This is a genomic window from Streptomyces sp. NPDC101151, assembly GCF_044768335.1.
GTDB lineage: Bacteria > Actinomycetota > Actinomycetes > Streptomycetales > Streptomycetaceae > Streptomyces.
Map to the genome: position 1 here is coordinate 119367 of NZ_JBIWPP010000020.1, position 23466 is coordinate 142832.

Genomic DNA, 23466 nt, shown 5'->3' on the forward strand with positions numbered 1-23466 from the left:
TGGTGCCGTGGGTCAGACGACCAGTCCGCCGTCGATGGCGAAGACCTGTCCGGTGATGTACGACGCCCGCTCGCCCGCCAGGAACGACACCAGTTCGGCGACCTCCCGCGGCTCGCCGAAGCGGCCGAGCGGGATACGGCGGGTCATCTCCTTGATGTGCTTGTCGGAGAGCTGGCCGGTCATGTCCGTGCCGATGAAGCCGGGGGCGACCACGTTGGCGCGGATGCCGGCCCGGCCGGCCTCCTTGGCGAAGGCCTTGGTGAGGCCGATGATCCCGGCCTTGGACGCGGAGTAGTTGGTCTGGGTGGCGTGGCCCTCCGCCGCGACCGAGGAGAGCGTGATCACGGTGCCGCCGCGGCGCTTCATCATGGGGAAGGCGAGCGCCTTGACGAAGTTGTACGTGCCGTCGAGATTCGTGCGCAGCACGGCGTCCCAGTCCTCGTCGGCCATCATCGCCAGATGGCCGTCCCGGACGATCCCGGCCGCGGTGACCAGCACCTCCACCGGGCCGAGCAGCTCCTCGGTCTGCTGCACGAAGCCGGCCACGGCGGCCCGGTCGGTCACGTCGACCCGCCGCGCCAGGGTCCGCGCGCCGTGCGCGGCGGCCGCCTTCGCGGCCAGCTCGCCGGCCTGCTCGTTCGACTGGAAACACAGCGCCACGTCGTGACCGTCCCGGGCCAGCGCCTCCACGACGGCCCGCCCGATACCGCGCGATCCACCGGTGACGAGCGCCACCGGCCTCGGTGTGTCGGACATGGACTTGCCTCTCTCCTGGGGAAGTTCGGGTGGTTTCGGATGGGGACCCGCGGCCGGCCGGCCGCCGGGTACGGACGTCAGGCCAGGCGCAGCAGCAGCGCGCCCGCCGTGCCGTCGCGGTCGACCGCGGTGACCAGCGTCAGCCGGTCCACCAGGCGCGGATCGGCCTCCGCCTCGGCGAGGACGGCCGCGAGCTGGAAGGCCGCGGAAGCCGCGCCCGCGTCGCCGACCAGCGAGCGGACGGGCAGCCGGTTGCCGGTGAACCCGTCGAGGGCGGACTCCTCCTGCTTGCCGAGCAGTCCGGGCGGGGTGCCGGGGGCGATCAGCTCCACGTCGTCCGGGGCGGCACCCGCGGCGGCCAGCACGTCGGCGACGCAGCGCTCCAGTGCCGTGCCGGCCCGCGCGGTGTCCTGGAAGGCTCGGAAGCGCGAGCCGAGGACGGTGGCGAGGACCGGGCGGCCGGACTCCCGGGCGTCCACGGCGTCCTCCAGCAGGAACAGCGCGGCGCCCTCGCCGAGCGGCTGCGGCGCGGCACCCCCGTGGTCGGCGACCCGCTCCAGCCGGGCGCGCTGCACGGAGAACTCCTCGGCCGCGCCCGCCAGCAGCGCCCTGCCGTGCCCGCCGCGCAGCAGCCGGGAGGCGTACTGCAGGGAGAGCAGCGCGGTCGCGGCGCCGCCGGAGACGGTGACGTTGGGGCCCTTGAGGGTGTGCCGGATGGCGCTCTGCCCGGTGGGGCAGTTCATGACCGTGTTGGGGAAGCGTGCCGGGTCGACGAGGTAGGGCTTGTCACCGGTGAGCGCGTCCCGGGTGAAGTCCATGATCGACTGCACGCTGCCCGAGGTGCCGAGAACCAGCCCGGTCGACTCCGGGTCGGCGGCGAGCCCGGCGCCGTACTCCTGAAGGAGCATGCCGACCGTGGTGGCCGCGATGCCGGTGACCCGGTCCATGGAACGGGTGCCCTTGCGGCCCAGCACCGCCCTGATGTCGAAGCCGGGGATCAGCCCGGCCTCCTCGTACGGTACGGGCCAGTCCGTGCCGTCCAGCGGGGCGATCGCACGCCGCCCGGACGCGAGGCCCCCGGCGAAGGCGTCCCTGCCCAGTCCGTACGGCGAGGACACGGCCCAGCCCGAAATCACCAGCTCCGCCGGCGGCGCGCCCGATTCGGCTGCCATGGCGTCCCACTCCCCTCTGTCCTCGTGTGTTGGCGTGTTGCGGTGTCGTCTCCGGGTCAGGCGGCCGTCGGCACGGGTGCCGCGTCCGTCGCCGTGTCCCACCGGCCGAGCACCAGCACGGCGTTGTTCCCGCCGAAGGCGAGGCCGTTGTTCTGTACGACCCTCAGATCCGCATCGACGGCCTCGTTGGGCACGCAGTCCACCGCGCACTCGGGGTCGGTGGTGCGGTGGTTGACGGTCGGCGGGATGAAGCCGTCCCGCAGGGCGAGGGCGCAGGCCGCCGAGGCGAGGGCGCTGGCGGCGCCCATGGTGTGGCCGATCATCGACTTGATGGACACGGTCCGCGGCAGCTCGTCGCCGAACACCTGCCGGATCGCGCCGACCTCGGTGACGTCGTTGGCCTTGGTGCCCGTGCCGTGCGCCGAGATGAAGTCGACGTCGGCCGCGTCGATCCCGGCGTTGCGGTGTGCGGCCGTGATGCAGCGGGCGATCGAGTCGCGGTCGGGGGCGACGGGGTGGCTGGCGTCGCAGGACAGTCCGTAGCCGAGCACCTCGGCGTAGATGCGGGCGCCGCGGGCCAGCGCCGACTCCAGCGACTCCATGAGCAGGATGCCGGCGCCCTCGCCGGTCAGGATGCCCTGCCGGTCGGCGTCGAAGGGGCGGCACACGTCGGGGGCGATGGTCCCGAGCCGGTAGAAGCCGGTGAAGGTCTTGCGGCACAGCGCGTCCGCGCCGCCGCACAGCGCCATCTCGACGTCGCCGGAGCTGATCGCGTCGTAGCCGTAGCCGACGGCGTAGTTGCCGGCGGCGCAGGCGGTGGGGACGGTGACCGTCTCCACGTCCTCCAGGCCGAGTTCGCGCACGATCCCGGCGGACAGCCGCCCCGGCCACACCCGGCGGGCCACCACGGCGTCGAGCACGTCGTCGCCGCCGGTGACCTGCAGCCCGGTGAGGTGGTCCAGGTCGCGGGACTCGCCGTCGGTGGTGCCGACGGAGACCAGCGACCGCACCCCGCGCACCTGCTCCTCGGTGAGGCCGGCGTCGGCCACCGCCATCCGGCTCGCGGCGACCGCGAACTGGGCGGCGCGGCCGAGGCCGTCCGGGGACTGCTCGGTGATCCAGGCCCCGGGGTCGAAGTCGGTGATCTCGCAGGCGTTGGAGTAGGCGAAGCCGGTGGTGTCGAACGCGGTGATGGGCTTCGCCCCGCTGCGCCCGGCCCTGAGGCCCGCGGCGAAGGCGTCGACTCCGGTGCCGATGCTGGTCACCACCCCGAGGCCGGTGACGACCACCCGGTGCCGGTCGCCGGTCACTGGGCCTTGGCCTCGGCGACCACGGCGTAGACGCCGGTCAGGTTGACCATGCGGCTCAGCTCGGACTGCTTCAGGGTGATGCCGAAGGTGCGCTCCAGGGAGGCGAGGATCTCGATGGTGCGCAGCGAGTCGGCGTCGTGCTCCTCCTTGAACAGGCTGGTGTCGGTGACCTCGTCGAGCTCCAGCTCCAGGATGTCGCAGACGATGTCCTTGATCTGGGTCTGCTCGGCCTCGTTCAGGGCGGGGATCTGGGTGGTCATGGGATGCCTCCGTGGATGAGTGGGTCGTGGTGGGGGTTCCGTGGTCGGTGCCGACCATGCTGTGCGGACCGGCTATCGATGCCCTATATCGGCCAACTCGCCGCTGTTCTCGGCAGGTTGGGGGAACTCGGCGCTCGCCCAGAGGTGCGAGACCGCGCCGAAGTGACGTCGTACCCAGACGTCGTCGTAGATCGTGTCCAGGTACCGGTCGCCGCCGTCGGGCAGGATCAGTACGACGTTCGCGCCGGGTTCGACGTGCGGCAGGACGCTCTCCAGCGCGGAGACGACCGCCCCGGAGGAGCCGCCGGCGAGGATCGCCTCGCGCCGCACCAGACGCCTGCAGCCCACCACGCAGTCCAGGTCGGTGACGTGGATGACATGGTCGGCGTCCGCGGGGCGCAGCAGCTTGGGCCGTACCGAGGCGCCGTGCCCGGGCACCAGCCGCTTGCAGCCGGCGGTCGGCCCGAACAGCACGCTGCCGACGGCGTCGACGGCGTGCACGGTGGTGCCGAGGTCCGCCTGCCGGATGTACTCCGCGCAGCCGCCCAGGGTGCCGCCGGTGCCGGCGGCCAGGACCAGGTGGTCGACCCGGCCGTCGAGTTCCTCGGCGATCTCCCGCATGGTGGTCAGGTGGGCCTGGCGGTTGAGGGGGTTGGCGTACTGGTCGGGCCAGTACGAGTCGGGGGTTTCGGCCAGCAGTTCGGCCACCCGGCGCAGCCGCGCGGGCAGCAGTTCGCCGGTGACCGGATCCGGTTCGCGGACCACCTCGACCTCGGCGCCGTAGGCGCGCAGGATCGCGATGTTCTGCTGGGTGGTGCGGGCGTCGACCACGCAGACGAGGCGCAGTGCGAAGTACCCGCAGATCTGGGCGAGTCCGATGGCGAGGTTGCCGGAGCTGGACTCGATCACCGTGGAGCGGCCGGGTACGAGCTCCCCGGAGCGGATCCGGCCCAGGACCATGCCCAGCGCGGAGCGGTCCTTGACACTGCCGCCGGGGTTGAACCTTTCGGCCTTGGCCAGCAGCCTGCCGGGAAATCCCGGGACGAGCCGTTCCAGCTCGATCAGCGGGGTTCCCCCCACCGCGGAAAGGATTCCCTTGAGTCCGGCCGGCGGGGTGCCGGGGAGTCCGCCCGGCCCCGGGGCAACGGCATTCCCGTCTTCGTACGGCATCTGATGCAGCCATCCTCTGCTGGGAGTTGCGGGGCGGTTTGCCATGTCGCCCGACAATCGCCGGGCCGCCTATACCTCACCCATACAAGGCTGCTCAAGCCGAGAAACCAGCCATCTATAGAAGCGGCATAGCAAGCCCTCCGAATCTGGCGTGGAATCGCTCGACAGCGTCGGGACAAATATGCTCCCGACCCACCCGACCAGGAGAGAGAGCCCCGCATATGACCGAAACCGATTCGCGTATCCGCAAGGTCGTCATCCTCGGCGGCGGCACGGCCGGCTGGATGACCGCCGCCTATCTGGGCAAGGCACTGCAGGGCACCGTGGACATCCAGGTCCTGGAGGCCCCGGCCATTCCCAGAATCGGTGTGGGCGAGGCCACCGTCCCGAATCTGCACCGCGTGCTCTTCGACTATCTCGGGATACCCGAGGAGGAGTGGATGCGCGAGTGCAACGCCAGTTTCAAGATGGCGGTGCGATTCGTCAACTGGCGTACCCCGGGCCGTGGCGAGCCCGAGGCCCGCACGCTGGAGGACGGCCGGCCGGACCACTTCTACCACCCGTTCGGCATCCTGCCGGACCACGACAACACCCCGCTGTCGCACTACTGGTTCAAGAACAGGCACGAGGGCCGCACGGACCTGCCGTTCGACTACTCGTGCTTCCGCGAGCCGCCCGTGATGGACGCCAAGCTCTCCCCGAAGTGGCTCGACGGCACCCCCTCCACGCGCTACGCCTGGCACTTCGACGCCGCGCTGGTGGCCGACTTCCTGCGCCGGTTCGCCACCGACAAGCAGGGCGTCGAGCACATCCAGGACGAGATGGTCAGCGTCGAGCAGGACGAGCGCGGCTACGTCACCGCGCTGCACTGCACGTCCGGACGGGTGCTGGAGGCGGACCTGTTCGTGGACTGCTCGGGCTTCCGCGGGCTGCTGATCAACAAGGCCCTGGGCGAGCCGTTCGTGGACATGAGCGACCACCTCATGTGCGACAGGGCGGTCGCCACCGCCGTCCCGCACGACGACGAGGCGAACGGCGTGGAGCCGTACACCTCCGCCATCGCGATGTCCTCCGGCTGGAGCTGGAAGATTCCGATGCTGGACCGCTTCGGCTCCGGTTATGTCTACTCCAGCAAGTTCACCACGCAGGAGGAGGCGACCCAGGAATTCTGCGAGATGTGGGATCTCGACCCGGCGCAGACGAAGTTCAACCACGTCAGTTTCCGGGTCGGCCGAAACCGTCGCGCCTGGGTCAACAACGTGGTGAGCATCGGCCTTGCCTCCTGCTTCCTCGAACCGCTGGAGTCGACCGGTATCTACTTCATCACGGCCGCCATCTACCAGCTCGCCAAGCATTTCCCGGACCGCACCTTCAACCCGGCGCTCGTCGACAGCTTCAACAACGAGATCGAGGTGATGTTCGACGACACCCGAGACTTCATTCAGGCGCACTTCTACTACGCCCCGCGCAATGATTCGCCATTCTGGCAGGCGCAGAAGAAGCTGAAGCTTCCGGAGAACATCCAGAAGAAGATCGCGGCCTACCGGGCGGGCCTGCCGATCAATTCGCCGATCGCCGACGAATCCACGTACTACGGAAACTTCGAGGCGGAATTCCGCAACTTCTGGACCAACGGCAGCTACTACTGCATCTTCGCCGGACTCGGCCTCGAACCCGACGCACCGCTGCCGGCGCTCGCCCACAAGCCGGAGTCCGTGGCGGGTGCCGAGCCCCTCTTCGAGCAGGTCCGGCAGCAGCAGGAGCATCTGCTGCAGACCCTGCCCAGCACCTACGACTACCTGCGCCGGCTGCACGGCAAGTAAGCCCAGGCCCAGGACCGCACGGCGGTGCCCGCCGCTCCCTGCGCGGCGCGGCACCGCCGGCCTCTCACGGACAGGAGTCCTCCCGCATGAGCACATCCCTGAGCACGTCGTCCGACAACACCGACATACGCCCGCTGATGTCCTGCTTCCCGTCCGGGGTCTCCGTCGTCACGGCCCTGGGCGCCGACTCCGCCCCGCGGGGGATGACCTGCAGCTCGCTGGCGAGCGTGGCCCTCGATCCGGCCACCCTGGTGGTCTGCCTGCGCACCGCGGGCCCCACTCTGCAGGCGGCCCTGGACAGCGGCCGGTTCGCCGTCAACCTCCTGCACGAGCAGGCCCGCGCCGTCTCGGACCTGTTCGCCTCCGGCGCCGCCGACCGTTTCGAGCGCGCCGAGTGGCGGCTGCCGCTCGGCGCCGGCGGCCCCCACCTCACCGGGGCGGCACTGGCCGTCGCCGACTGCGAGATCGTGCACTCGATGGCCATCGGCGACCACACGGCCGTCTTCGGCCGGGTCACCGGCGTCACGCTGGCCGACGCGGGCGAGCCGTTGCTGTACGGCCGCCGCCGGTACGCCCGCTGGTCGGTGGCCACGAGCCCGCTCGCCGAGGCCGCCGCCGAAGTGGCGCTGCCCGCCACTCTGGAAGGGGACGCACGTGTCGGCACCCGCCTTTGATCCGCTGCCGGACCTGCTGATCGCCGTACCGGTGGTCATCGCCGCCTGCATGGCCGGCGCCGGCCTGTTCCGGCGGATGGGCCAGCCTCCGGTGATCGGCGAGATCACGCTGGGCATCCTGCTCGGCCCGTCCCTGCTCGGCTGGGTCTCGCCCTCGCTCCAGCACTGGCTCTTCCCGCCCGAGGTGCTGCCGTATCTGGGGGCCCTGGGCAATCTGGGGCTGCTCGCCTTCATGTTCCTGGTCGGCCTCGAACTCGACCTCAGGGCGCTGCGCGGCCACAGCCGCTCCGCGGTGGCGGTCAGTCAGGCCAGCATCGCGCTGCCGCTCGTGCTCGGTTCGCTGCTCGCGCTCGGCATGTACGGCACGTTCGCTCCCCAGGGCGTGGACCGCCTGCCGTTCGTCCTGTTCGTCGCGGTGTCGATGAGCATCACGGCGTTCCCGGTGCTGGCCCGTATCCTCACCGACCGCGGCATGTACACCACCCGCCTGGGTTCGCTGGCGATGGCCTGCGCGGCCGTCGACGACGTGACCGCCTGGTGTCTGCTGGCGGTGGTGGCCGCCGTCGGCGCGAGCGGCTCCCTGCAGGACGCTGCGCTGACGGCACTGTGGTCGGTGGTGTTCCTCGCGGTGATGCTGTGGGTCGTACGGCCGCTGCTCGCCCGGACCGCGGAACGGGCCGGGCGGGCGGTGGAGTCCACGGTGCTGGTGGTGCTGTTCAGCGGCCTGTGCCTGTCGGCGTTCGTCACCGACCGGATCGGCATCCACGCCCTTTTCGGCGCCTTCCTGTTCGGTGTGGTGACACCGCGCGGCTCCCGGACGGTCGAGATCTCGGCGGCCCGCCTGCGGGCGTTCACCGTCCCGGTGCTGCTGCCGCTGTTCTTCGTCAACACCGGCCTGAAGACCGACATCGCCCTGCTCAACGGTGCTCCCACGCAGTGGCTGTGGGCGGCCGCGGTGCTGGCGGTGGCCGCCCTCGGCAAGTGGGGCGGCAGCACGGCAGCGGCGCGGCTGGCCGGCGAGTCCTGGCGGGACGCGATGTCCATCGGCGCCCTGATGAACTGCCGTGGCCTGACCGAGCTGGTCGCCCTCAACCTGGGCCTCCAGCTGGGAGTGATCGGCCCGTCGCTGTTCACGATCCTGGTCCTGATGGCCCTCCTCACCACTGCGGTCACCTCTCCTGCGCTGAGCCGGTTCCGTCGAGTTCCGGCCGACGCCGGTGCCCCCGGCGTGACGGCCGGGCCGTCCGAGCACCGGCCGGCGGCCTCCAGCCCGTCCGGCGTTTGAGGACGCGGCCCGTCCGGGGCCGACAGCGGGGGTCTGAGGGCACAGCCCCCGGGGCGGTCACACCGGCCCCGGGGGCCCGCTCACGCGACCGGCGCCAGCGCCCGCTCCCCGCTCACCCGCACCCAGCGCTCCAGCGTCGCCCGGGCCGCCCCGGAGTCCACGGCATCAGCGGCCCGGCCCAGCGCGGCACCGATCCGCTCAGTGACCGTACGCCCGCCGGAGGCATCGGCTGCGGCGAGGGCGGCCGCGGCCGACAGCAGCACCGCATCCCGCACCGGACCCGGCTCACCGGCGAGCACCCGGCGCGCCACCTCCGCGTTGTGCGCGGCATCTCCGCCACGCAGCGCCTCGACGGGGGCGAGGGCGATGCCGAGGTCCCGTGGGTCGAAGGTCTCCTGGCGCAGCTGGCCCACGGCCACCGAGAACACGGTGGACGTGGTCGTCACCGTCAGCTCGTCGAGCCCGTCGTCGCCCCGGAACACCAGCGCGGTGGCCCCCCGCCGCGCCAGTACTCCGGCGACCAGCGGCAGCAGCCGCGGGTCGGAGACGCCCACCGCGTGCGCCGCGGGAGCCGCCGGATTGGTCAGCGGCCCCAGGGCGTTGAACACGGTCGGGATGCCCAGCGCCCGGCGCGCCCCCGCCGCGTGCCGCATCGCCGGATGGAAGTCGGGGGCGAAGCAGAACGTGATGCCTGCCTCCTCGGCCACCGCGGCGACCTGCCCCGGCGGGATCCTGAGGCTCACTCCCAGCCGCTCCAGTACGTCCGCCGAGCCCGAGGCCGAACTCGCGGCGCGGTTGCCGTGCTTGACGACCCGCGCGCCGGCGCCCGCCGCCACGATCGCGGCCATGGTGGAGATGTTGACGGTGTTCGCCCCGTCTCCCCCGGTACCGACCACATCGACGGTCCTCCCCGGCACGTCGATGCGCACGGCGTGCGCCATCATTCCCCTGACCAGCCCCTCCAGTTCGCCGACCGTCTCCCCTTTGGCGCGCAGGGCGACCAGGAAGCCGGCGATCAGGGCGTCCGGGGCCTCGCCCCGCATCACCTGGTCCATGACCCATGTGGTGTCCGCTCCGGACAGGTCACGGCCGTTCAGAACGGAGCCGAGCAGTGCCGGCCAGGAGCGTTCCGTACGCTCCGTCTCGGTGCCTGTGCTCACAGGTGCTCTCCTTCGGTCCGTGGTGGGCCGTCGTCCCGGCCTCAGCTCCAGGGGTCCACGTCGCCGCTGCCGAGCTGCACGGTGACCCCGTCACCGGAGAGCACGACACCAACCTGGACACCGCCGTCGGCGACCGCGGCCGGCCGCGGCTGCGCCTCGGCGTGGCCGGCGCCGGCCACCGCGGTGAAGACGGCACCCGCGGTCAGGGCGGCGAGGACGAGGGCCTGAAGCTTGTTCTTCTGAGCGGTCCTGACGAGCTGCATTTTCGTCTCCCGTTGGTTTTTCGTTGCTGCGGTTCGCTCCGACAGCAAGAAATCTATGGGGGTGCCGCTTCGCTTTATTATCGCTCCAGCACCGTCGACGATAACGATGATATAAGCGCAGGTCAGGGCACGTTTTCGAAAATTCGGACCATTGAATTCCGATATCCCGGAAGGCGAATCGGCACCGGTACGGGTAATTCCGCACCCGGTGCCGTCAATTCCGCTCGTCAACCGACCCGCTCCATCGCCGCCGCGGCCGTCAGGAAGTTCTCCAGCAGCCGCAGCCCGCCGACGGTGGTCACGGACTCCGGATGGAACTGGACGCCCTCGACGGCCAGTCGCCGGTGTCTGAGCCCCATCACGTACCCGTCGTCCACGGCCCGCGCGGTCACCGTCAGCTCCTCGGGCAGCGGTTCGGCGACGATCAGCGAGTGGTACCGGGTGGCGACCACCTCGGGGCCGAGCCCGGCGAACACCCCGGCCCCGTCGTGCGTGACCGGGCTGGTCTTGCCGTGCTTGAGCCGCTCCGCGACCGCCACCCGGGCCCCGTAGGCGAGCCCGATGGCCTGGTGGCCGAGGCAGATGCCGAGCAGCGGGACGCGCCCGGCGAAGGCGTGCACCGACTCCACGTGCCCGGAGTCGGCCGGATGCCCGGGGCCGGGCCCGAGGACCACCGCGTCCGGCTCTGTGGCCAGGAGCTGCTCCGGAGTGCGGATACCCGAGCGCACCACCTCGGTGTCCGCGCCGAGCGTGCGCAGGTACTGGTCGATGATGTGGGTGAAGCTGTCGTAGGCGTCGACGAGCAGGACCTTCACGGCAGCAGCTCCTCACCGGTCAGCGCCCAGTAGGCGGCGCCCATCTTGTGCAGCGTCTCGCGCCACTCCGCCCGCGGGTCGGAGTCGGCGACGATGCCCGCGCACGCCTGCGTGGAGTACGTCCGCCCGTCGTGGGCGACGGTACGGATGCACAGCGCGAGCCGGGACCAGCCGCGCACGTCGACCAGGCCGACGGCACCGGCGTACATGCGCCGCGGCTCGCTCTCCAGTTCCTCGATGATCTCCATGGCGCGGATCTTCGGCGCGCCGGTGACCGTGCCGGCCGGGAATGTGGCACGCAGCGCGGACCAGGTGTCCTCGCCGGGCGCGAGCTGCCCCTCGACGGAGGAGACCAGGTGGAAGACGTGCGAGTACGTCTCGACCGTCATCAGCCGCTCGACGGCCAGCGTGCCCGGCCGGCACACCCGGCCGATGTCGTTGCGGCACAGGTCGACCAGCATCACGTGCTCGGCGCGCTCCTTCTCGCTGGCCCGCAGCGCCGCGACCCGGGGGCCGTCGACGGCCGCCTCGCCGCTGCGCGGGGTGGTGCCGGCGATGGGCCGCATCACGATCCGGTCCCCGCGCGTGGCGAACAGCACCTCGGGGCTGGCACCGATGAGGGTGGCCCCACCGCGCGGCACGAGGTACATGTGCGGGGACGGGTTGCGGTGCCGCAGCCGCCGGTAGAGGTCGAGCGGGGACAGGTCGGTGGTGACGTCGATGCGGTGACCGATCTGGATCTGGTAGATGTCCCCGACCCGGATGTGCTCCAGGCAGCGTTCGACCTTCCCGAGAAACGTTTCCTCATCGGTGCTGTCGTAGACCGCGTGCGGCACGGGCGCCTCAGGTACGGCCACGGCCGCCGGCCGCAGCCGGGCGAGTGCCCCCAGAACGGTGCGGGGGTCGGCGGGCGGGAAGTCCTCGCTGTGCGCGGTGCGCAGCCGGACGGTGCCGGTACCGCCGTCGTAGTGGACGACCTCGCGGAACAGCGTGAGCACCAGGTCGGGTCCGCCGTCGGCGGCGCGCCGCGGCAGCCGCTCCATGTGCCAGGCGGCGCCGTAGCCGACGGTGGCGAGGAAACCGAATGCGTACGTCTGCGCGGGAATCCCGGTCTCCACGGCGAACGCGCGCTGCGCCGCGCGCAGCAGCTCCCACACCTGGTCGCCGCGGACGAGCGCCCGCGCCCCGCCCGGCAGCGGCGCGAGGTCCAGGGCGTCGGCGGCGGTGAGCAGCGCGTCCACGACCGGGGCGATGCCGTCGAAGGTGACCCGGTCGGCATGTACCTGGAGTTCGGCGAGCCGGCCGTGGCCCACGAGGGAGTCCCCGCTCTCCTGTTCGGGCGCCTCCAGACTCTCCAGGAGGAACACCTCGCCGTCGCCGAGGCGTTCGCGCAGGACGTCGTACAGGGCGAGCGGGTCGTGCGGTGGCAGCGGGGTCTCGTCGACGCGGACGGAAACGGGCCGGCGCCGGGCGCCGGCCGCGTGGGGCGGTGGGTCGAGCAGGGTGGTCACGGGTGGGGCCCCTTCCTCGGGGTGGTCCGGTCAGGAGTGCGCTCAGCCGTAGCGGCGCAGCTCGTGGAAGAAGTCGGGCTGGACGGCGAGTTCACCCGAGGCGTTCAGGGTGTCGTACACGTGCTTGCCGAGCGCGAGGTCCAGCACGCCGAGGCCGAACGGGGAGAAGAACACCGGCCGGTCGGCCGGTACGGCCCGGGCGCCGGTGAGCACGTCGTACAGGGTGCCGTCGATGAAGTCCCGCCCTCCGGTGAGCTGTTCGGCCAGGTGCGGGGAGGTGTCGGCCTTCAGACAGTGCTCGATGTCGTCGACGAAGTTGGCGCCGGTGAGGATCACCTCGGGTGCCAGGTCGCGCAGCGAGACGTGCAGCACCAGCGGGTGGTGGCCGAACCAGGCGGGGTCCGTGACATGGGGGGTGCCGGCGACCGTGGCGAAGACGATCAGATCGCTGCCGCGGACCAGGTCCTCGGCCTTGTCGTGCACGGTGACACGGCCGCCGTCCTGCGCCCGCTCCAGGTAGCCGGCGAATCCGGCGGCGTGCTCGGCCGACAGGTCGTGCACGCCGATCTCGTCGAACCGCAGGCCCGTACCCGCGAGGTACTCGTGGACGTAGCGGGCGATGAGTCCCGTGCCGACGAATCCGACCCGCCGGGGCCGTTCGCCCCGGCCCCGGCTCAGCACGTCCGCGGCCAGCGCCGCCGAGGCCGCCGTACGGGCCGCGCTGATGATGGAGCTCTCCAGACAGGCCAGCGGATAGCCGGTGTCGTGGTCGTTGAGGACGAGCACGGCGGAGGCGCGCGGAAGTCCGGCGGCCACATTCTCGGGGAAGCTGGAAATCCACTTCAGTCCGTCGACGCGGATGTCGCCGCCGATGGACGCAGGCAAGGCGATGATCCGGGAGGCCGGGCGGTCGGGAAAGCGCAGGAAGTAGGACGGCGGATTGACGGTGTCACCGGCGCCGTGGACGCGGTACGCCGTCTCGATCAGGCCCACCACCTCCTGATGGCGGCCGTCGAGTACCCGGTGGACCTGAGCTCCGGAAATCACCGCGAAGGAAGGCGCCTTGGCAACGGGCGGCATCTTGTACTCCACACTTCGGCTGGCGTTTGTCCCAGCCGAAAGTAGGCACGTCCTTTATCGGCTGATTATTGGGCGTCTACATCACGTGCTGCGGAACGGGACGTGCTGCGGTACTTGACGTGCTGCGGATCCGGACGTGCTCGGTGCGGGACGTGCTGCGGAACGGGACATGCTGCGGTACGGGACGTGCTGCGGATCCGGACGTGCTGCGGTACGGGACGTGCTGCGGTACGGGACGTGCTGCGGTACGGGACGTGCTGCGGTACGGGACGTGCTGCGGTACGGGACGTGCTGCGGATCCGGACGTGCTCGGTGCGGGACGTGCTGCGTACGGGACGTGCTGCGTACGGGACGTGCTGCGTACGGGACGTGCTGCGTACGGGACGTGCTGCGTACGGGACGTGCTGCGTACGGGACGTCAGCCGGAGGCGCCCGGTTCCGGCTCCCCCTCCAGCCGGTTCAGCAGCCGTTCGGCCTGCGCGCGCCACCGGGGCGAACCCGTGCGCAGGAAGACGGCGTGGGCCGCGCTCGCCCGCTCCCGGGCGGAGTCGATCCGGCCCTGACGGCTGCGGACCTCACCGAGGACGAGGTTGATCTGGCCGTCCACGAGGGGGCTGTCGATGCGGTCGACGACATCCAGGGCCTCCGTCAGGGTGGCCTCGGCCGCGTCGACGTCCCCCGCGCCGAGCCGGGCCTCGCCGAGACCGAGCAGGGCGTAGGCGAGTCCGACCAGATCGGACTTGGCCTGGACGAGGTCGATCACCTGCAGAAACGCTTCTTCTGCTCTTCTGAATTCGGACCGCGCAAGATGGACCCGGCCGAGCCGGTGGATGGTCTGTGCGACACCCCGCTTGCTGCCCCGGTCGATCGACTCCATGATCCGCACGGCCTCCACCCCCAGCTTCATCGCCAGCTCGGTGTTGCCCCGCTCCAGCTCGATCTGCGCCATGTTGTCCAGCGCGTGCGCCTCGGAGGAGGTGTCGCCCACGGTGCGGAAGATCTCGCCCGCGCGCTCCAGCCGGATCATGGCGCGGTCGAGATCGCCGCTGAACCGCTCCAGGATCGACAGGTTGCGCAGGTTCAGCGCCAGCCCGTGCGGCTCCCCGGCCCGCTCGAACAGCTCCATCGCCTCGGTGTACCGGGCGTGTGCCTCCCCGAGGCGCTGGTAGGACTGGGCGACCCCGCCCAGCTGGTGCAGCATGGCCGCCTGGCCGAGCAGGTTGCCGCTGCGCCGGGCCGCCTCCAGCGCGGCCTCGGCGCACTCGCGCCAGTCCTCCAGATAGTGCCGGGTCTCGAAGAGCACGGCGACGGACACCGTCACGTCCCAGGCGAGGTCGTCCATGCCGAGTTCGGCCGCCTGCACCACCGCGGCCACCAGCGACAGGCGCTCGGCCTCCAGCCACTCCAGCGGCGAGGAGAGCAGCTCGTCGGTGTGGATGCGATCGAGGGGGCGGCGGGGCGCGGGGCTGTGCACGACGCTGAAGTGGCCGCCGTACTCCCGCCGGTGGGCCTCCTCGGCGAGGGTCAGCCAGGTGCGGAAGGCCCGCTCCCGGGCGGCCCGCTGCTCCGCCTCCGGCTCCTCGGCCTGCGCCCGCTCGCGCGCGTACAGCCGCATGAGGTTCTGCAGCCGGTAACGCAGCCGGCCGGCCGCGTCGACGCCGACCACCTCCAGGAACTGCGCGTCGACGAGATCCTCCATGAGCCGCTCGGCGTCCAGCACCTCGACGTCGAGCAGTGCTCCGCCCGCCCAGGCGGCGAAGTCCGGCACGTCCAGCAGGCCCAGCCGCCGGTACAGCCGGGCCGTGTCGTCCGGCAGATAGCGGTACGACAGCTCGAAGCTGGCCCGCACCTGCGCGGCGCCCTGGCTCAGCTCGTCGAGCCGGCGCCGCTCGTCGCCCAGCCGGGTCACCAGGTGCCGCACGGTCCAGTGCGGTTTGGAGGCGAGCCGGGCGGCGGCGATGCGCAGCGCCAGCGGCAGCCGGTCGCACAGGTCCGCGAGGCGCCGGGTGTCGGCGCGCGCGGAGTCGATGCGCTCCTCGCCGACGATGCGCCCGAGCAGCTCCACGGCGTCGGCCCCGGGCAGTACCCCGAGGTGCACCCGGGCGTCCTGCGGCCAGGTGACCAGCTCCTCCAGCTGCTCCCGGCTGGTGACCAGCACGGCGCAGCCGCCGCTGCCCGGCAGCAGGGGCTGGATCTGGGCGAAGGAACGGACGTTGTCGAGCACGAGCAGCACCTGCCGCTCGGCGAGCACGCTGCGGTAGAGCGCGACGAGGTCCTCGGTCTGGGTGGGGATCTGGTCGCTGGACACCCCGAGCGAGCGCAGGAACCTGCTCATCGCGTCCCGGGCCGGCGTCGGCTCGTGGTGCTCGTCGTAGCCGCGCAGATCGGCGAAGAGGCGGCCGTCGGGGAAGTGCTGGGCGGCCCGGTGCGACCAGCGCACGGCGAGACCGGTCTTGCCGACACCGGCGATGCCGGTGATCAGCCCGATGGCGGGACCGTGTTGCCGGTCACGGCTCGCCACCAGCGTGTCCAGTAAGGAGAGTTCCGCCCCCCGACCGGTGAATCCCGGTACGTCCGGCGGGAGTTCCGACGGGACCACGAGGGTGTCGGCACGCAGTGCGTCGGTGGCGGGCACGGCCGGGGCGGGTGCCAGCGACGGGTCGTCGCGCAGGATCGCGTCGTGCAGTCCCTGCAGGTCCGGGCCCGGTTCCATGCCCAGTTCCTCGATGAACTGGGCGCGCGCCTCCCGGAAGGTGGCCATCGCCTCGGCCCGCCGTCCTGACCGGTACTGGGCGAGCATCAGATGGTGCCGGGTCCGTTCGCGCAGCGGGTGTTCGCGCACCACGGAGGTGAGTTCCGGGACCAGGTCGTGGTGGTTGCCCAGCTCCAGCTGGACGGCCGTGGCGTCGTCGTAGGCGTTGAGCCGGTGGCCCTCCAGGCGTGCGGCCTCGTCCTCGACCAGGGAGCTGGAGATCCCCGCGAAGGCGGGACCGCGCCACAGGGCGAGGGCCTGGGTGTAGGAGCCGGCGGCCTCGGTGAGCCGCCCCTGCTGCACTGCGCTCTCGGCGGTCTTCACCAGCAGGGAGAACTCGAGCACGTCCACCGAGTGGCCGTCGGGTCTGAGCAGATAGCCGGGGTGGGCGGTGACGATGATGTCCTCGGCCGCGCCCTGGTTCTTGAACGTCTTGCGCAGCGCGGCGATCACGATCGCGATCTGGGTACGGGCGGTGGCCGGCGGCCGGTCGCTCCAGACGGCGTCGACGAGCGTGTCCACGGGCACGATGCGGCCGGAGTTGAGCAGCAGCAGAGCGAGCACCGTTCGCTGACGCGCACCGCCGATCGGAAGACCTCGGCCTTGCGACGTCACCGTCACGGGCCCGAGTACCTCGAACCTGAGCCGCTCGCCCACGGATGTTCCCCCAGAACTTCCATCCCTACGTCCCGTCAGGTGGCCCAACGGACGACAATACCCGAGAAAGTGAACTTGGCTCCCAACGATTTCCGACGGACGCGCCTTTCACAGGCGCGGCCATTGCGAATCCGGGATTCCCCTTTTACTTGCGCAGTCCACTCATTTCAGGGATGCGAATTCGCACGTCACAACCTCCCCCGTTTCGGCTCTTTGGGTGAACGTGCTTACCCCTGGCGCAAGTTCCACGACGTGCCGCACGGGGTTCACTGACGCACAGCGGTCCGTCGCCGGACCCCGTACGACAGCGGGCCGGCCCCCGAATGACTCGGCCCTGTGGCACTGTGCGCGGGACACGCGTCGAACCCGAATGCGCGCGGACCGGTCCCGACCTGGAGCGGAGCCCGAAACACCTGGCACCGGGACCGGCAGGTCGGTGAGACTGCGCAGGTGAGCAACCGCTGCCCCTGTCCCTGCTGCGGGGCATCTCGTCCTGGTCGAGATCCCCGGCTCGTACGAGATCTGCCCCGTCTGCTTCTGGGAGGACGACGGCGTCGAGTCCCGCTGGCCGACCATGGCCGGCGCGGCCGACAAGGTCTCCCTGGTCCAGGCCCAACGCGACTACCAGGACTACGGCGCCTGCGACCGGCACGGCCGGCGGTTCGTCCGGCCGCCGGCGGCGGACGAGCCGCTCGATCCGGCCTGGCGCCCGATCGACCTCACGCGCGACTCCTTCGAGGACCGGGAGGCAGCGGCACGAGTCCCGTGGCCGGAAGACCACTCGGTGCTCCGCTGGTGGCTCCCCGCCTTCTGGCGCCGCGACCACCCGGCGTCATGACCTCCCACATCGACGGACTCGTCCAGCAGCTCGACGGCGAGGCCGGCGCGTCCTACGACGCCCGCGCGGAACTGATCTGGATCGGCTCCGACGCCATCCCCGCCGTCATCGGCGGGCTCCCCTCCCTCGGTGGCTTCGGTCGGCTGACCGCCATCGAAGTCTTCGAGAGGTGACCGATGCCGTTCCAGCACCCCGAGACGACCGGCCACGGCTACGTCATCGAGCGCTACGTGACGAGGAAGGACTCGGACCACCCGCGCTACCTCGAACTCAACGGGTCCCGCGTCCTGCGGCCGGGGTGGCCGCACGCCGAACGCTTTGCACGCCACCTGATCGACGATGCCGCCACTGTCACGGACGCCGAACTGGAAGCCCTCCTGGCCTACGAATGGCGCTCGCGCCTCACCGCCGCCTGGCTGATCGGCGTCGACCGCCGCGAAGCGTTCCGCGAGCACCTCGGTGACCTGCTCCTCGCCGGCGAGGTCTGCTACTCCGGCGGCGCCTACCGCTTCGCCCTGGCCAGATTCGGCACGCACGCGGACGCCGAAATCCTCACCGCCTGCCTCCACCGCTATCTCCCCCGCACCGACCTGCGCTACGACCAGCCCGCCGCCCTCGGCGCCCTCCTCCGCCTCGACGCCCGTCTCGGCACCGACCACGCCACCCGCTTCACCCGGCCCGACGGCCACTGGGACCAGTGGGTCAGCGCCCTGGTCCACCTCCGCGACCACCCCGCCTTCACGCCCGCCGAGCAGCACCGCTGGACGGACCTCCACCGCGACTTCGCCAACGGCTGGTCGCGCGACTGAGGCGGCGTCAGAACCCCCAGCAGCGCCGGACCTCGTAGGGCTCAGTCCTCGATCACCGGATTGCACGGCGAGAGGAACGGATCGAGGCGCTCCTCGACGACCCCCCTGCGCATGACGCGCACCCGGAACGCGTTGTCGGCGTTCGGGATGTCGCCCTCGTCGGAGCGGTCGTGGAGCAGCCCCCACGAGCCGGGGAAGCGGCGCGCGATGTACGCCACCAGTTCATCCAGCTGCCCGGCCTCGTAGCCGATGTGGTTCGTGTGGCCGGTGGCCGTGACGACGTCCAGCCCGTTGAAGACGTCGAGCACGACCTTGCAACTGGAGGACCACTGGACCGCGTCGATCCGCGCGCGCAGCTCCTCGACCCCCGACCGCAGAGACTGCGGGTCGTCCTCGTACGGGTCCTCGGAGATACCGAACCAGCCATGGAACTCGTACATGCCCTCACTCCAGCGGAGTTGTGTCGATCACCGGCTCGACACCGTACCGGTGCCCATATTCCTGGAGCTTATCGATCACGCCTGGTCCGGGCGGTCCGTCGAAGTGGAAGTACGGTGTGCGGCCGCTCTGGATCGCCGCCTCGAACGTGGCCTGCGCCTGCTTGCGGAACTTCTTGTTCAGGGTGAAGTCCGCGGGCTTCGCCTGGGCCACGTACTCGTCGCTGATCGCGTCGAACTCGCGGCCGACCGGGTCGTTCTCGAACCTCCTGCGGGGCTCTCCGCCGAGCTTCTCGGCCAGCTTGTCCGCGTCGGCGTCGGGTTTGTTGACCTCGACGAGGTCGCCGAGCCCCCCGTTGTCCTCGTACGGCGCGAGGCCCAGCGGATCGCTGAACCGGTGCGGGTTGTGCACGTACGCCGTCGGGTTGGGGGCGGGCGCGAGGCCCAGCGGGTCGGGCGTGATGTACCGGGCGGTCTGCGGGTCGTAGTAACGGTGGTGGTTGTAGTGGAGACCGGTCTCGGGGTCGAAGTACTGGCCGGGGAACCGCAGTGGCGTGTACGCGGACGCGTCGGCGTTCCACGTCGTGATGCCCCACAGCGTGGTGCGGCTCTGCCAGGCGATGCGCCCGTCCTGGTCGATGAGCTCGGTCGGGGTGCCGATGAGGTCGGTCGCGATCGCGAAGAACCGCGCGTCGATCTCCCGTCGGGTGGCCGTGTCGATGAGCCGTTCGGTCTGGGCGACAGGGGTCAGACCCTCGTGGTCCCAGCTCAGCGTGGTGTGATGAGGCAGCTCGCCGGGGAGTTCCGTGGTCTGCTCGGCGAGCACGGGACCGTCCCAGACGAAGCGCGTGCGCTCGGCCACGGTCCGGCCGTCGGGCGCCATCCGCTCCTTGGCGATGCGCCGGCCGAGCGGGTCGTACCGGTAGCACCACAGCGTGCCGTCCGGGGTCGTGACCTCGATGAGCCGGTCCTCGGCGTCGTACGCGTACGTCCACAGGTCGCGCTTCTTCGACAGCCGGGCCTTCGAGCGGCGGATCAGCCGGCCGGCGTCGTCATACACGTAGCGGACGGCACCGGCCTCCGTGATCCGGGTGCCGGTGTAGGAGCGCTCGCCCCGCGCGTCGCCACCGGCGTGCCGGTCCGGCCAGGCGGCGGAAACGTTGTTGCCGGCGCTGTCGTACGCGTAGGACTCGCTCCACCGGTCGGCCGTGACGGCGGTGACCCGGCCCGTCACGTCCAGGCCGAAGCGGCGCGGGCCGCGCAGGGCGTCGTCGACCGCCACGAGATGACCGTCGTCGCGGTACGCGTACGTCCGCAGGTTCAGCCGGTCGCCACCGCGCGCGATCTCCTGGGCGGTGAGCCGGCCCGCGGCGTCCCAGCCCGACGTCAGCGTAAGCGTCTCCCCGACGCTGCGGGTCAGCTCGCGCCCTGCGGCATCACGCGTGAACACGATGTCGTGGTCCGCGACGGTCAGCGCGGCGGAACGGCCCGCGCTGTCGTGCGTGTACGTGGTGACATGGCCGCTCGGGGTGACACGCCGGGTGCGGCGCCCGGCCGCGTCGTACCCGAACGACAGCGCGTGCCCGTCGACCAGCTCCGTCTTGACCCGGCCCCGGCGGTCGTACGCGTACGTCAGCTCCGCGTCGGGCCCGATGGCCCGCAGCAGCCGGCCCGCGGGGTCGTACTCGTACGTCGTCACGGCACCGCCGGCGTCCTTGCGGACGACCTGGCCGAGCAGGTCCCGCTCATAGCGGACGGCCGCGCCGAGCGGGGTGGTACGGGTCAGCACCCGGCCCAGCGGATCGACGTCGTAGGCGAGGGTGCGGCCGTCGAAGTCGGTCTCGGCGACGAGGTTGCCGACCGGGTCGTAGGTGTAGCTCCACCGCAGTCCCAGGGGGTTGCGGACCTCGGTGAGGCGCAGCTCGGTGTCGTGGGTGAACTCGTGGCGGGTGCCGTCGGGGTCGGTGCGGGCCGTGAGCAGATCGAAGTGGGTGTACTCGAAGGCCGTGGTGCCGCCCTCGGGGTCGGTGTGGCCGAGGCAGTTGCCCTCGCCGTCGTACGTCCACGACTCCACGGCGCCGTCCGGGCCCGTGAACCGCGCGAGCCGCCCCTCGGGCGTCCACTCGAAGCGGGCGGCGGCGCCGCTCGGTCCGGTGCGCTCGGTGATCCGGCCGAAGGCGTCCCGCACGTACGACGTCCTGCCGCCGTCCGGGGCCGTCCGGGCCATGAGAAGGCCCGCGGCATTGTGGTGCAGCAGGGTCGTGGCACCGAGCGGGTCGGTGACCGAGGTGATGTGGCCGAGCGCGTCGTGGGTGTAGCGGGTCGTACGCCCGGCGGGGTCGGTGACCGCGAGCCGGTTGCCGTGCTCGTCGAACTCCTGCTTCCAGCGCAGTCCGCCCGGCTGGACCAGCTCGACCGGCCGGCCGTCGCTGCCGTAGGCCGCCGTCTGCACGCTGCCGTCGGGACGGGTCGTCGAGACGAGACGGCCCTCGTCGTCCCAGCGGAACTCGGTGCGCGCGCCCGGGGATCCCCCCGCTCGCGCGGGAGGGTCGGTACGGGACAGCAGCCGGTCGTCGCGGTCGTAGGTGTACCGGATCGTCGCGCCCGTGGGCCAGGTCTCGGCGACGACCTGGAGGTGGCTGTTGACGGTGTAGCGCCAGAGGTGGCCGAGGGAGTCGGTGACCGTGGTGGTGGTCAGGCCGGTGTCGGGGTGCCGGTCGCTGTAGTGGAACTCCGAGCGCAGGTGCCCCTCGGCACCCGTCTGTGACACGCACCGGTCCCTGTCGTCGTAGACGAAGCTGAAGCTGGAGCCGTTCGTGTCGGTCCAGGCGACGATGCGGCTCTCGGTGTCGTAGGCGAACCGGGTGGGGGTGCCGGAGGACCTGGTGACCTCGGTGAGATGGCCTTCCTCGCTGTATCCGTACCTGGCGATCTCGGTGCCGCCGAGGCTCAGCGAGGTGATCCGGCAGTGCTCCGTGGTGAAGGTGAGGCGGTAGCCACCCGAGTGGGTGAGGGCGAGCGGGGCGCCGTCCTCGTCGTACTCGGCGATGACCGTGTGCCCGTTGCGGTCGGCGATCTCGGCGAGCGGCGCGGAGCCGTTGCCTCCCGGCTCGGCGCCCGGCGGGGCCAGGAAGTGCCGGACGATGCCCGTGTCCGGGTCGGTGAGCGTGTAGCTGCCGTCGGTGTGCCGTTCCAACGGCCAGCGCGGCCCCGCCTCGGGGAGCACCGGTGTGCCGGGGGCGGGGTGCGGATACGGGACGAGCAGGTTGTCCTCACCGTGGAAGACGACACCGATCGGGTCGACGGTCAGGCGCTGGTCGATCGTCGACGACCAGCTCTCGCCGAACCAGCGGCCCGCCCGGTACGAGGACTCGAAGTCCCTGCGGAACGCCAGCGGCAGGCTGCCCGGCAGCAGCACGTCCTCCTGCGGCAGGAACATGCGGCCGGTCGCGAAGTCGACGGGCTCACGGCCGCACCGTTTGCCGTCGGGCCTGCGGACGGTCTCCCTGAGCTCGCGGGCGCGGCGTGCCTTGGCGGCGTCCGCGAGCTCGTCCGTGAGCTTCACGCCCTTCGCGGCGGCTCCGGCACCACCCGTCGCGGCGGTGAGGATCACGTCCGGCACCAGCGTGCCGAGCCCTTCCCCCGGGTCCTTCATGAAGGTGTCCAGCATCTGCTTGCCGGTGCCCCAGGGGTCGTTGGCGACAGTGACGAGCCCGGCCACAGTGCTGTTGAGGCGCGTGAGGTACTCGGCTGGATGCGTGATGTTGTACGGGTCGGTCGGGTTGAGCCCGCGCGCGAAGTTCACGATTCCCGCGGTGCCCTTGACGATGCCGGCGCCGAAGTGGGTCTTCATGAGCTCGACCTCGTCCAGCCCGTCCTTGGCCTGTTCGGCGTAGGAGGGCTTGGGCGGAGCGGCGTCGCGGGCGCGCGTGACGGCGCCGCGCGCGGTCTCGGCCGCGGTGTTGCGCTGCCGGCGTGCCTCGGCCAGGATGTCCTGCGCCTCCTGCATCAGCTGCTTGCCGGGGTCCTGGAACTCCCCTGGTTTCGGCGGGAGTTGTGACGGGTCGCGCTGATCTTCGGGCGTGTCCTTGTACTGGTCGACGGCCTTCCTGTAGGCGTCGACCTTGCCCTGGTGCGCATCGGCGGCCTTCTCGGACGCCTCGGTCCCGGCTTTCCACTTGTCGATCGCGGTCTGCGCCTGATTCTGCGCCCAGGCGACCGTGTCGGCGAACGCGCCCAGGGCCTTGGCCGCCTCCTCGAAGGCGTCGGCGCCCTTGTACCACTTGGGCGGTTCTATCTTCACCGTCTTGCGGAAGGCGTCCGCCGCCTGCCCTTTGAGACTGTCGGAGTCGAGCCCTTCGAGTCCGAGGCCGACGTCGTTGAACGCCCTGCTGAAGTCGTTCAGATGCCCGGCGGTGGCCCGCAGCTTGCCGGGGCTGCCGTAGATGAGCTTGGTCTTGTCCTCGGTCTGCCCGAGGTCCATCTCGTCGACTTCCGCGCCCATGCGGTTCGCCACGGAACGCGATTTCTCGCGGACCCAGTCGGCGCCCGATTCCCAGCCGACGTCGTCGAGCCGGTCGGCCGTCCAGTTGCCGGCGTCCTCCACACGGTTACCGGCCCACTCGACCCCGTCCTCGACCGCGTGCTCCACCGAGTCAGGCGTGACGTCCTTGATGAAGTCGCCGATGCCCACA

Annotated in this window: 19 protein-coding genes; 6 read left to right on the forward strand and 13 right to left on the reverse strand. The window is 71.3% G+C overall.

Annotation, left to right across the window (positions count from 1 at the left end):
- Positions 1-12 precede the first annotated feature (12 nt).
- The 5 genes from fabG to sbnA all read right to left on the reverse strand — a co-directional run bounded on the left by fabG (position 13) and on the right by sbnA (position 4668).
- Positions 13-756, reverse strand: coding sequence for a 3-oxoacyl-ACP reductase FabG (gene fabG / locus ACIRU3_RS30625; RefSeq protein WP_404062903.1), 744 nt, complete (start codon positions 754-756; stop codon positions 13-15).
- Between the two features lie 77 nt (positions 757-833).
- Entirely contained in the window at positions 834-1928 is a 1095-nt protein-coding gene (locus ACIRU3_RS30630) for a beta-ketoacyl synthase N-terminal-like domain-containing protein (protein WP_404062906.1), read from the reverse strand.
- A gap of 56 nt (positions 1929-1984) precedes the next feature.
- Positions 1985-3238: a beta-ketoacyl-[acyl-carrier-protein] synthase family protein gene (locus ACIRU3_RS30635; RefSeq protein ID WP_404062908.1), complete on the reverse strand. Its 1254-nt coding sequence runs from the start codon at positions 3236-3238 to the stop codon at positions 1985-1987.
- The gene (locus tag ACIRU3_RS30640; RefSeq protein ID WP_404062911.1) at positions 3235-3498 is read right to left on the reverse strand and encodes an acyl carrier protein; all 264 of its coding nucleotides are present in this window, start codon (positions 3496-3498) and stop codon (positions 3235-3237) included. The genes ACIRU3_RS30635 and ACIRU3_RS30640 overlap by 4 nt, the downstream gene beginning before the upstream one ends.
- A 72-nt stretch (positions 3499-3570) precedes the next feature.
- Complete coding sequence (gene sbnA / locus ACIRU3_RS30645; RefSeq protein ID WP_404062914.1) at positions 3571-4668, reverse strand: 2,3-diaminopropionate biosynthesis protein SbnA; 1098 nt, start codon at positions 4666-4668, stop codon at positions 3571-3573.
- Positions 4669-4889: 221 nt separating this feature from the next.
- Here sbnA and ACIRU3_RS30650 point away from each other — a divergent pair, with 221 nt between their 5' ends.
- The 3 genes from ACIRU3_RS30650 to ACIRU3_RS30660 all read left to right on the forward strand — a co-directional run bounded on the left by ACIRU3_RS30650 (position 4890) and on the right by ACIRU3_RS30660 (position 8450).
- Complete coding sequence (locus ACIRU3_RS30650; protein ID WP_404062917.1) at positions 4890-6491, forward strand: tryptophan halogenase family protein; 1602 nt, start codon at positions 4890-4892, stop codon at positions 6489-6491.
- An 86-nt stretch (positions 6492-6577) separates the two neighbouring features.
- Positions 6578-7165: a flavin reductase family protein gene (locus tag ACIRU3_RS30655; protein WP_404062919.1), complete on the forward strand. Its 588-nt coding sequence runs from the start codon at positions 6578-6580 to the stop codon at positions 7163-7165.
- A complete protein-coding gene (locus ACIRU3_RS30660; protein ID WP_404062922.1) occupies positions 7146-8450 on the forward strand; it encodes a cation:proton antiporter in 1305 nt (434 codons plus the stop codon). Before ACIRU3_RS30655 ends, ACIRU3_RS30660 begins: the two co-directional genes overlap by 20 nt.
- 80 nt (positions 8451-8530) lie before the next feature.
- Here ACIRU3_RS30660 and trpD read toward each other — a convergent pair whose 3' ends face one another.
- The 6 genes from trpD to ACIRU3_RS30690 all read right to left on the reverse strand — a co-directional run bounded on the left by trpD (position 8531) and on the right by ACIRU3_RS30690 (position 16595).
- Positions 8531-9610 (reverse strand): anthranilate phosphoribosyltransferase, encoded by a 1080-nt coding sequence (gene trpD / locus ACIRU3_RS30665; RefSeq protein WP_404062924.1) that lies wholly within the window; start codon positions 9608-9610, stop codon positions 8531-8533.
- A 41-nt stretch (positions 9611-9651) separates the two neighbouring features.
- The gene (locus ACIRU3_RS30670) at positions 9652-9873 is read right to left on the reverse strand and encodes a hypothetical protein (protein ID WP_404062927.1); all 222 of its coding nucleotides are present in this window, start codon (positions 9871-9873) and stop codon (positions 9652-9654) included.
- 227 nt (positions 9874-10100) lie between these two features.
- A complete protein-coding gene (locus ACIRU3_RS30675; RefSeq protein WP_404062929.1) occupies positions 10101-10688 on the reverse strand; it encodes an anthranilate synthase component II in 588 nt (195 codons plus the stop codon).
- A complete protein-coding gene (locus tag ACIRU3_RS30680; RefSeq protein ID WP_404062932.1) occupies positions 10685-12199 on the reverse strand; it encodes an anthranilate synthase component I family protein in 1515 nt (504 codons plus the stop codon). Before ACIRU3_RS30680 ends, ACIRU3_RS30675 begins: the two co-directional genes overlap by 4 nt.
- Before the next feature lie 42 nt (positions 12200-12241).
- Entirely contained in the window at positions 12242-13279 is a 1038-nt protein-coding gene (gene sbnB / locus ACIRU3_RS30685) for a 2,3-diaminopropionate biosynthesis protein SbnB (protein ID WP_404062935.1), read from the reverse strand.
- A 418-nt stretch (positions 13280-13697) separates the two neighbouring features.
- On the reverse strand, positions 13698-16595 hold the full coding sequence (locus ACIRU3_RS30690; RefSeq protein WP_404062938.1) for a BTAD domain-containing putative transcriptional regulator: 2898 nt from the start codon (positions 16593-16595) through the stop codon (positions 13698-13700).
- Positions 16596-17208: 613 nt separating this feature from the next.
- Here ACIRU3_RS30690 and ACIRU3_RS30695 point away from each other — a divergent pair.
- Genes ACIRU3_RS30695 through ACIRU3_RS30705 form a run of 3 tightly spaced genes read left to right on the forward strand, consistent with a single transcriptional unit; the run spans position 17209 to position 18335 of the window.
- Positions 17209-17526: a CPCC family cysteine-rich protein gene (locus tag ACIRU3_RS30695; RefSeq protein ID WP_404062993.1), complete on the forward strand. Its 318-nt coding sequence runs from the start codon at positions 17209-17211 to the stop codon at positions 17524-17526.
- A complete protein-coding gene (locus tag ACIRU3_RS30700) occupies positions 17523-17699 on the forward strand; it encodes a hypothetical protein (protein WP_404062940.1) in 177 nt (58 codons plus the stop codon). The genes ACIRU3_RS30695 and ACIRU3_RS30700 overlap by 4 nt, the downstream gene beginning before the upstream one ends.
- Before the next feature lie 3 nt (positions 17700-17702).
- Entirely contained in the window at positions 17703-18335 is a 633-nt protein-coding gene (locus ACIRU3_RS30705; RefSeq protein WP_404062942.1) for a DUF6000 family protein, read from the forward strand.
- A gap of 41 nt (positions 18336-18376) precedes the next feature.
- Here ACIRU3_RS30705 and ACIRU3_RS30710 read toward each other — a convergent pair whose 3' ends face one another.
- Both ACIRU3_RS30710 and ACIRU3_RS30715 read right to left on the reverse strand, forming a co-directional pair.
- Positions 18377-18775 carry an Imm7 family immunity protein gene (locus ACIRU3_RS30710; protein WP_404062945.1) on the reverse strand — a complete coding sequence of 133 codons (399 nt, stop codon included), beginning with the start codon at positions 18773-18775 and terminating at the stop codon, positions 18377-18379.
- Between the two features lie 4 nt (positions 18776-18779).
- A complete protein-coding gene (locus ACIRU3_RS30715; protein WP_404062947.1) occupies positions 18780-23465 on the reverse strand; it encodes a putative T7SS-secreted protein in 4686 nt (1561 codons plus the stop codon).
- Between the last annotated feature and the right edge of the window lies 1 nt (position 23466).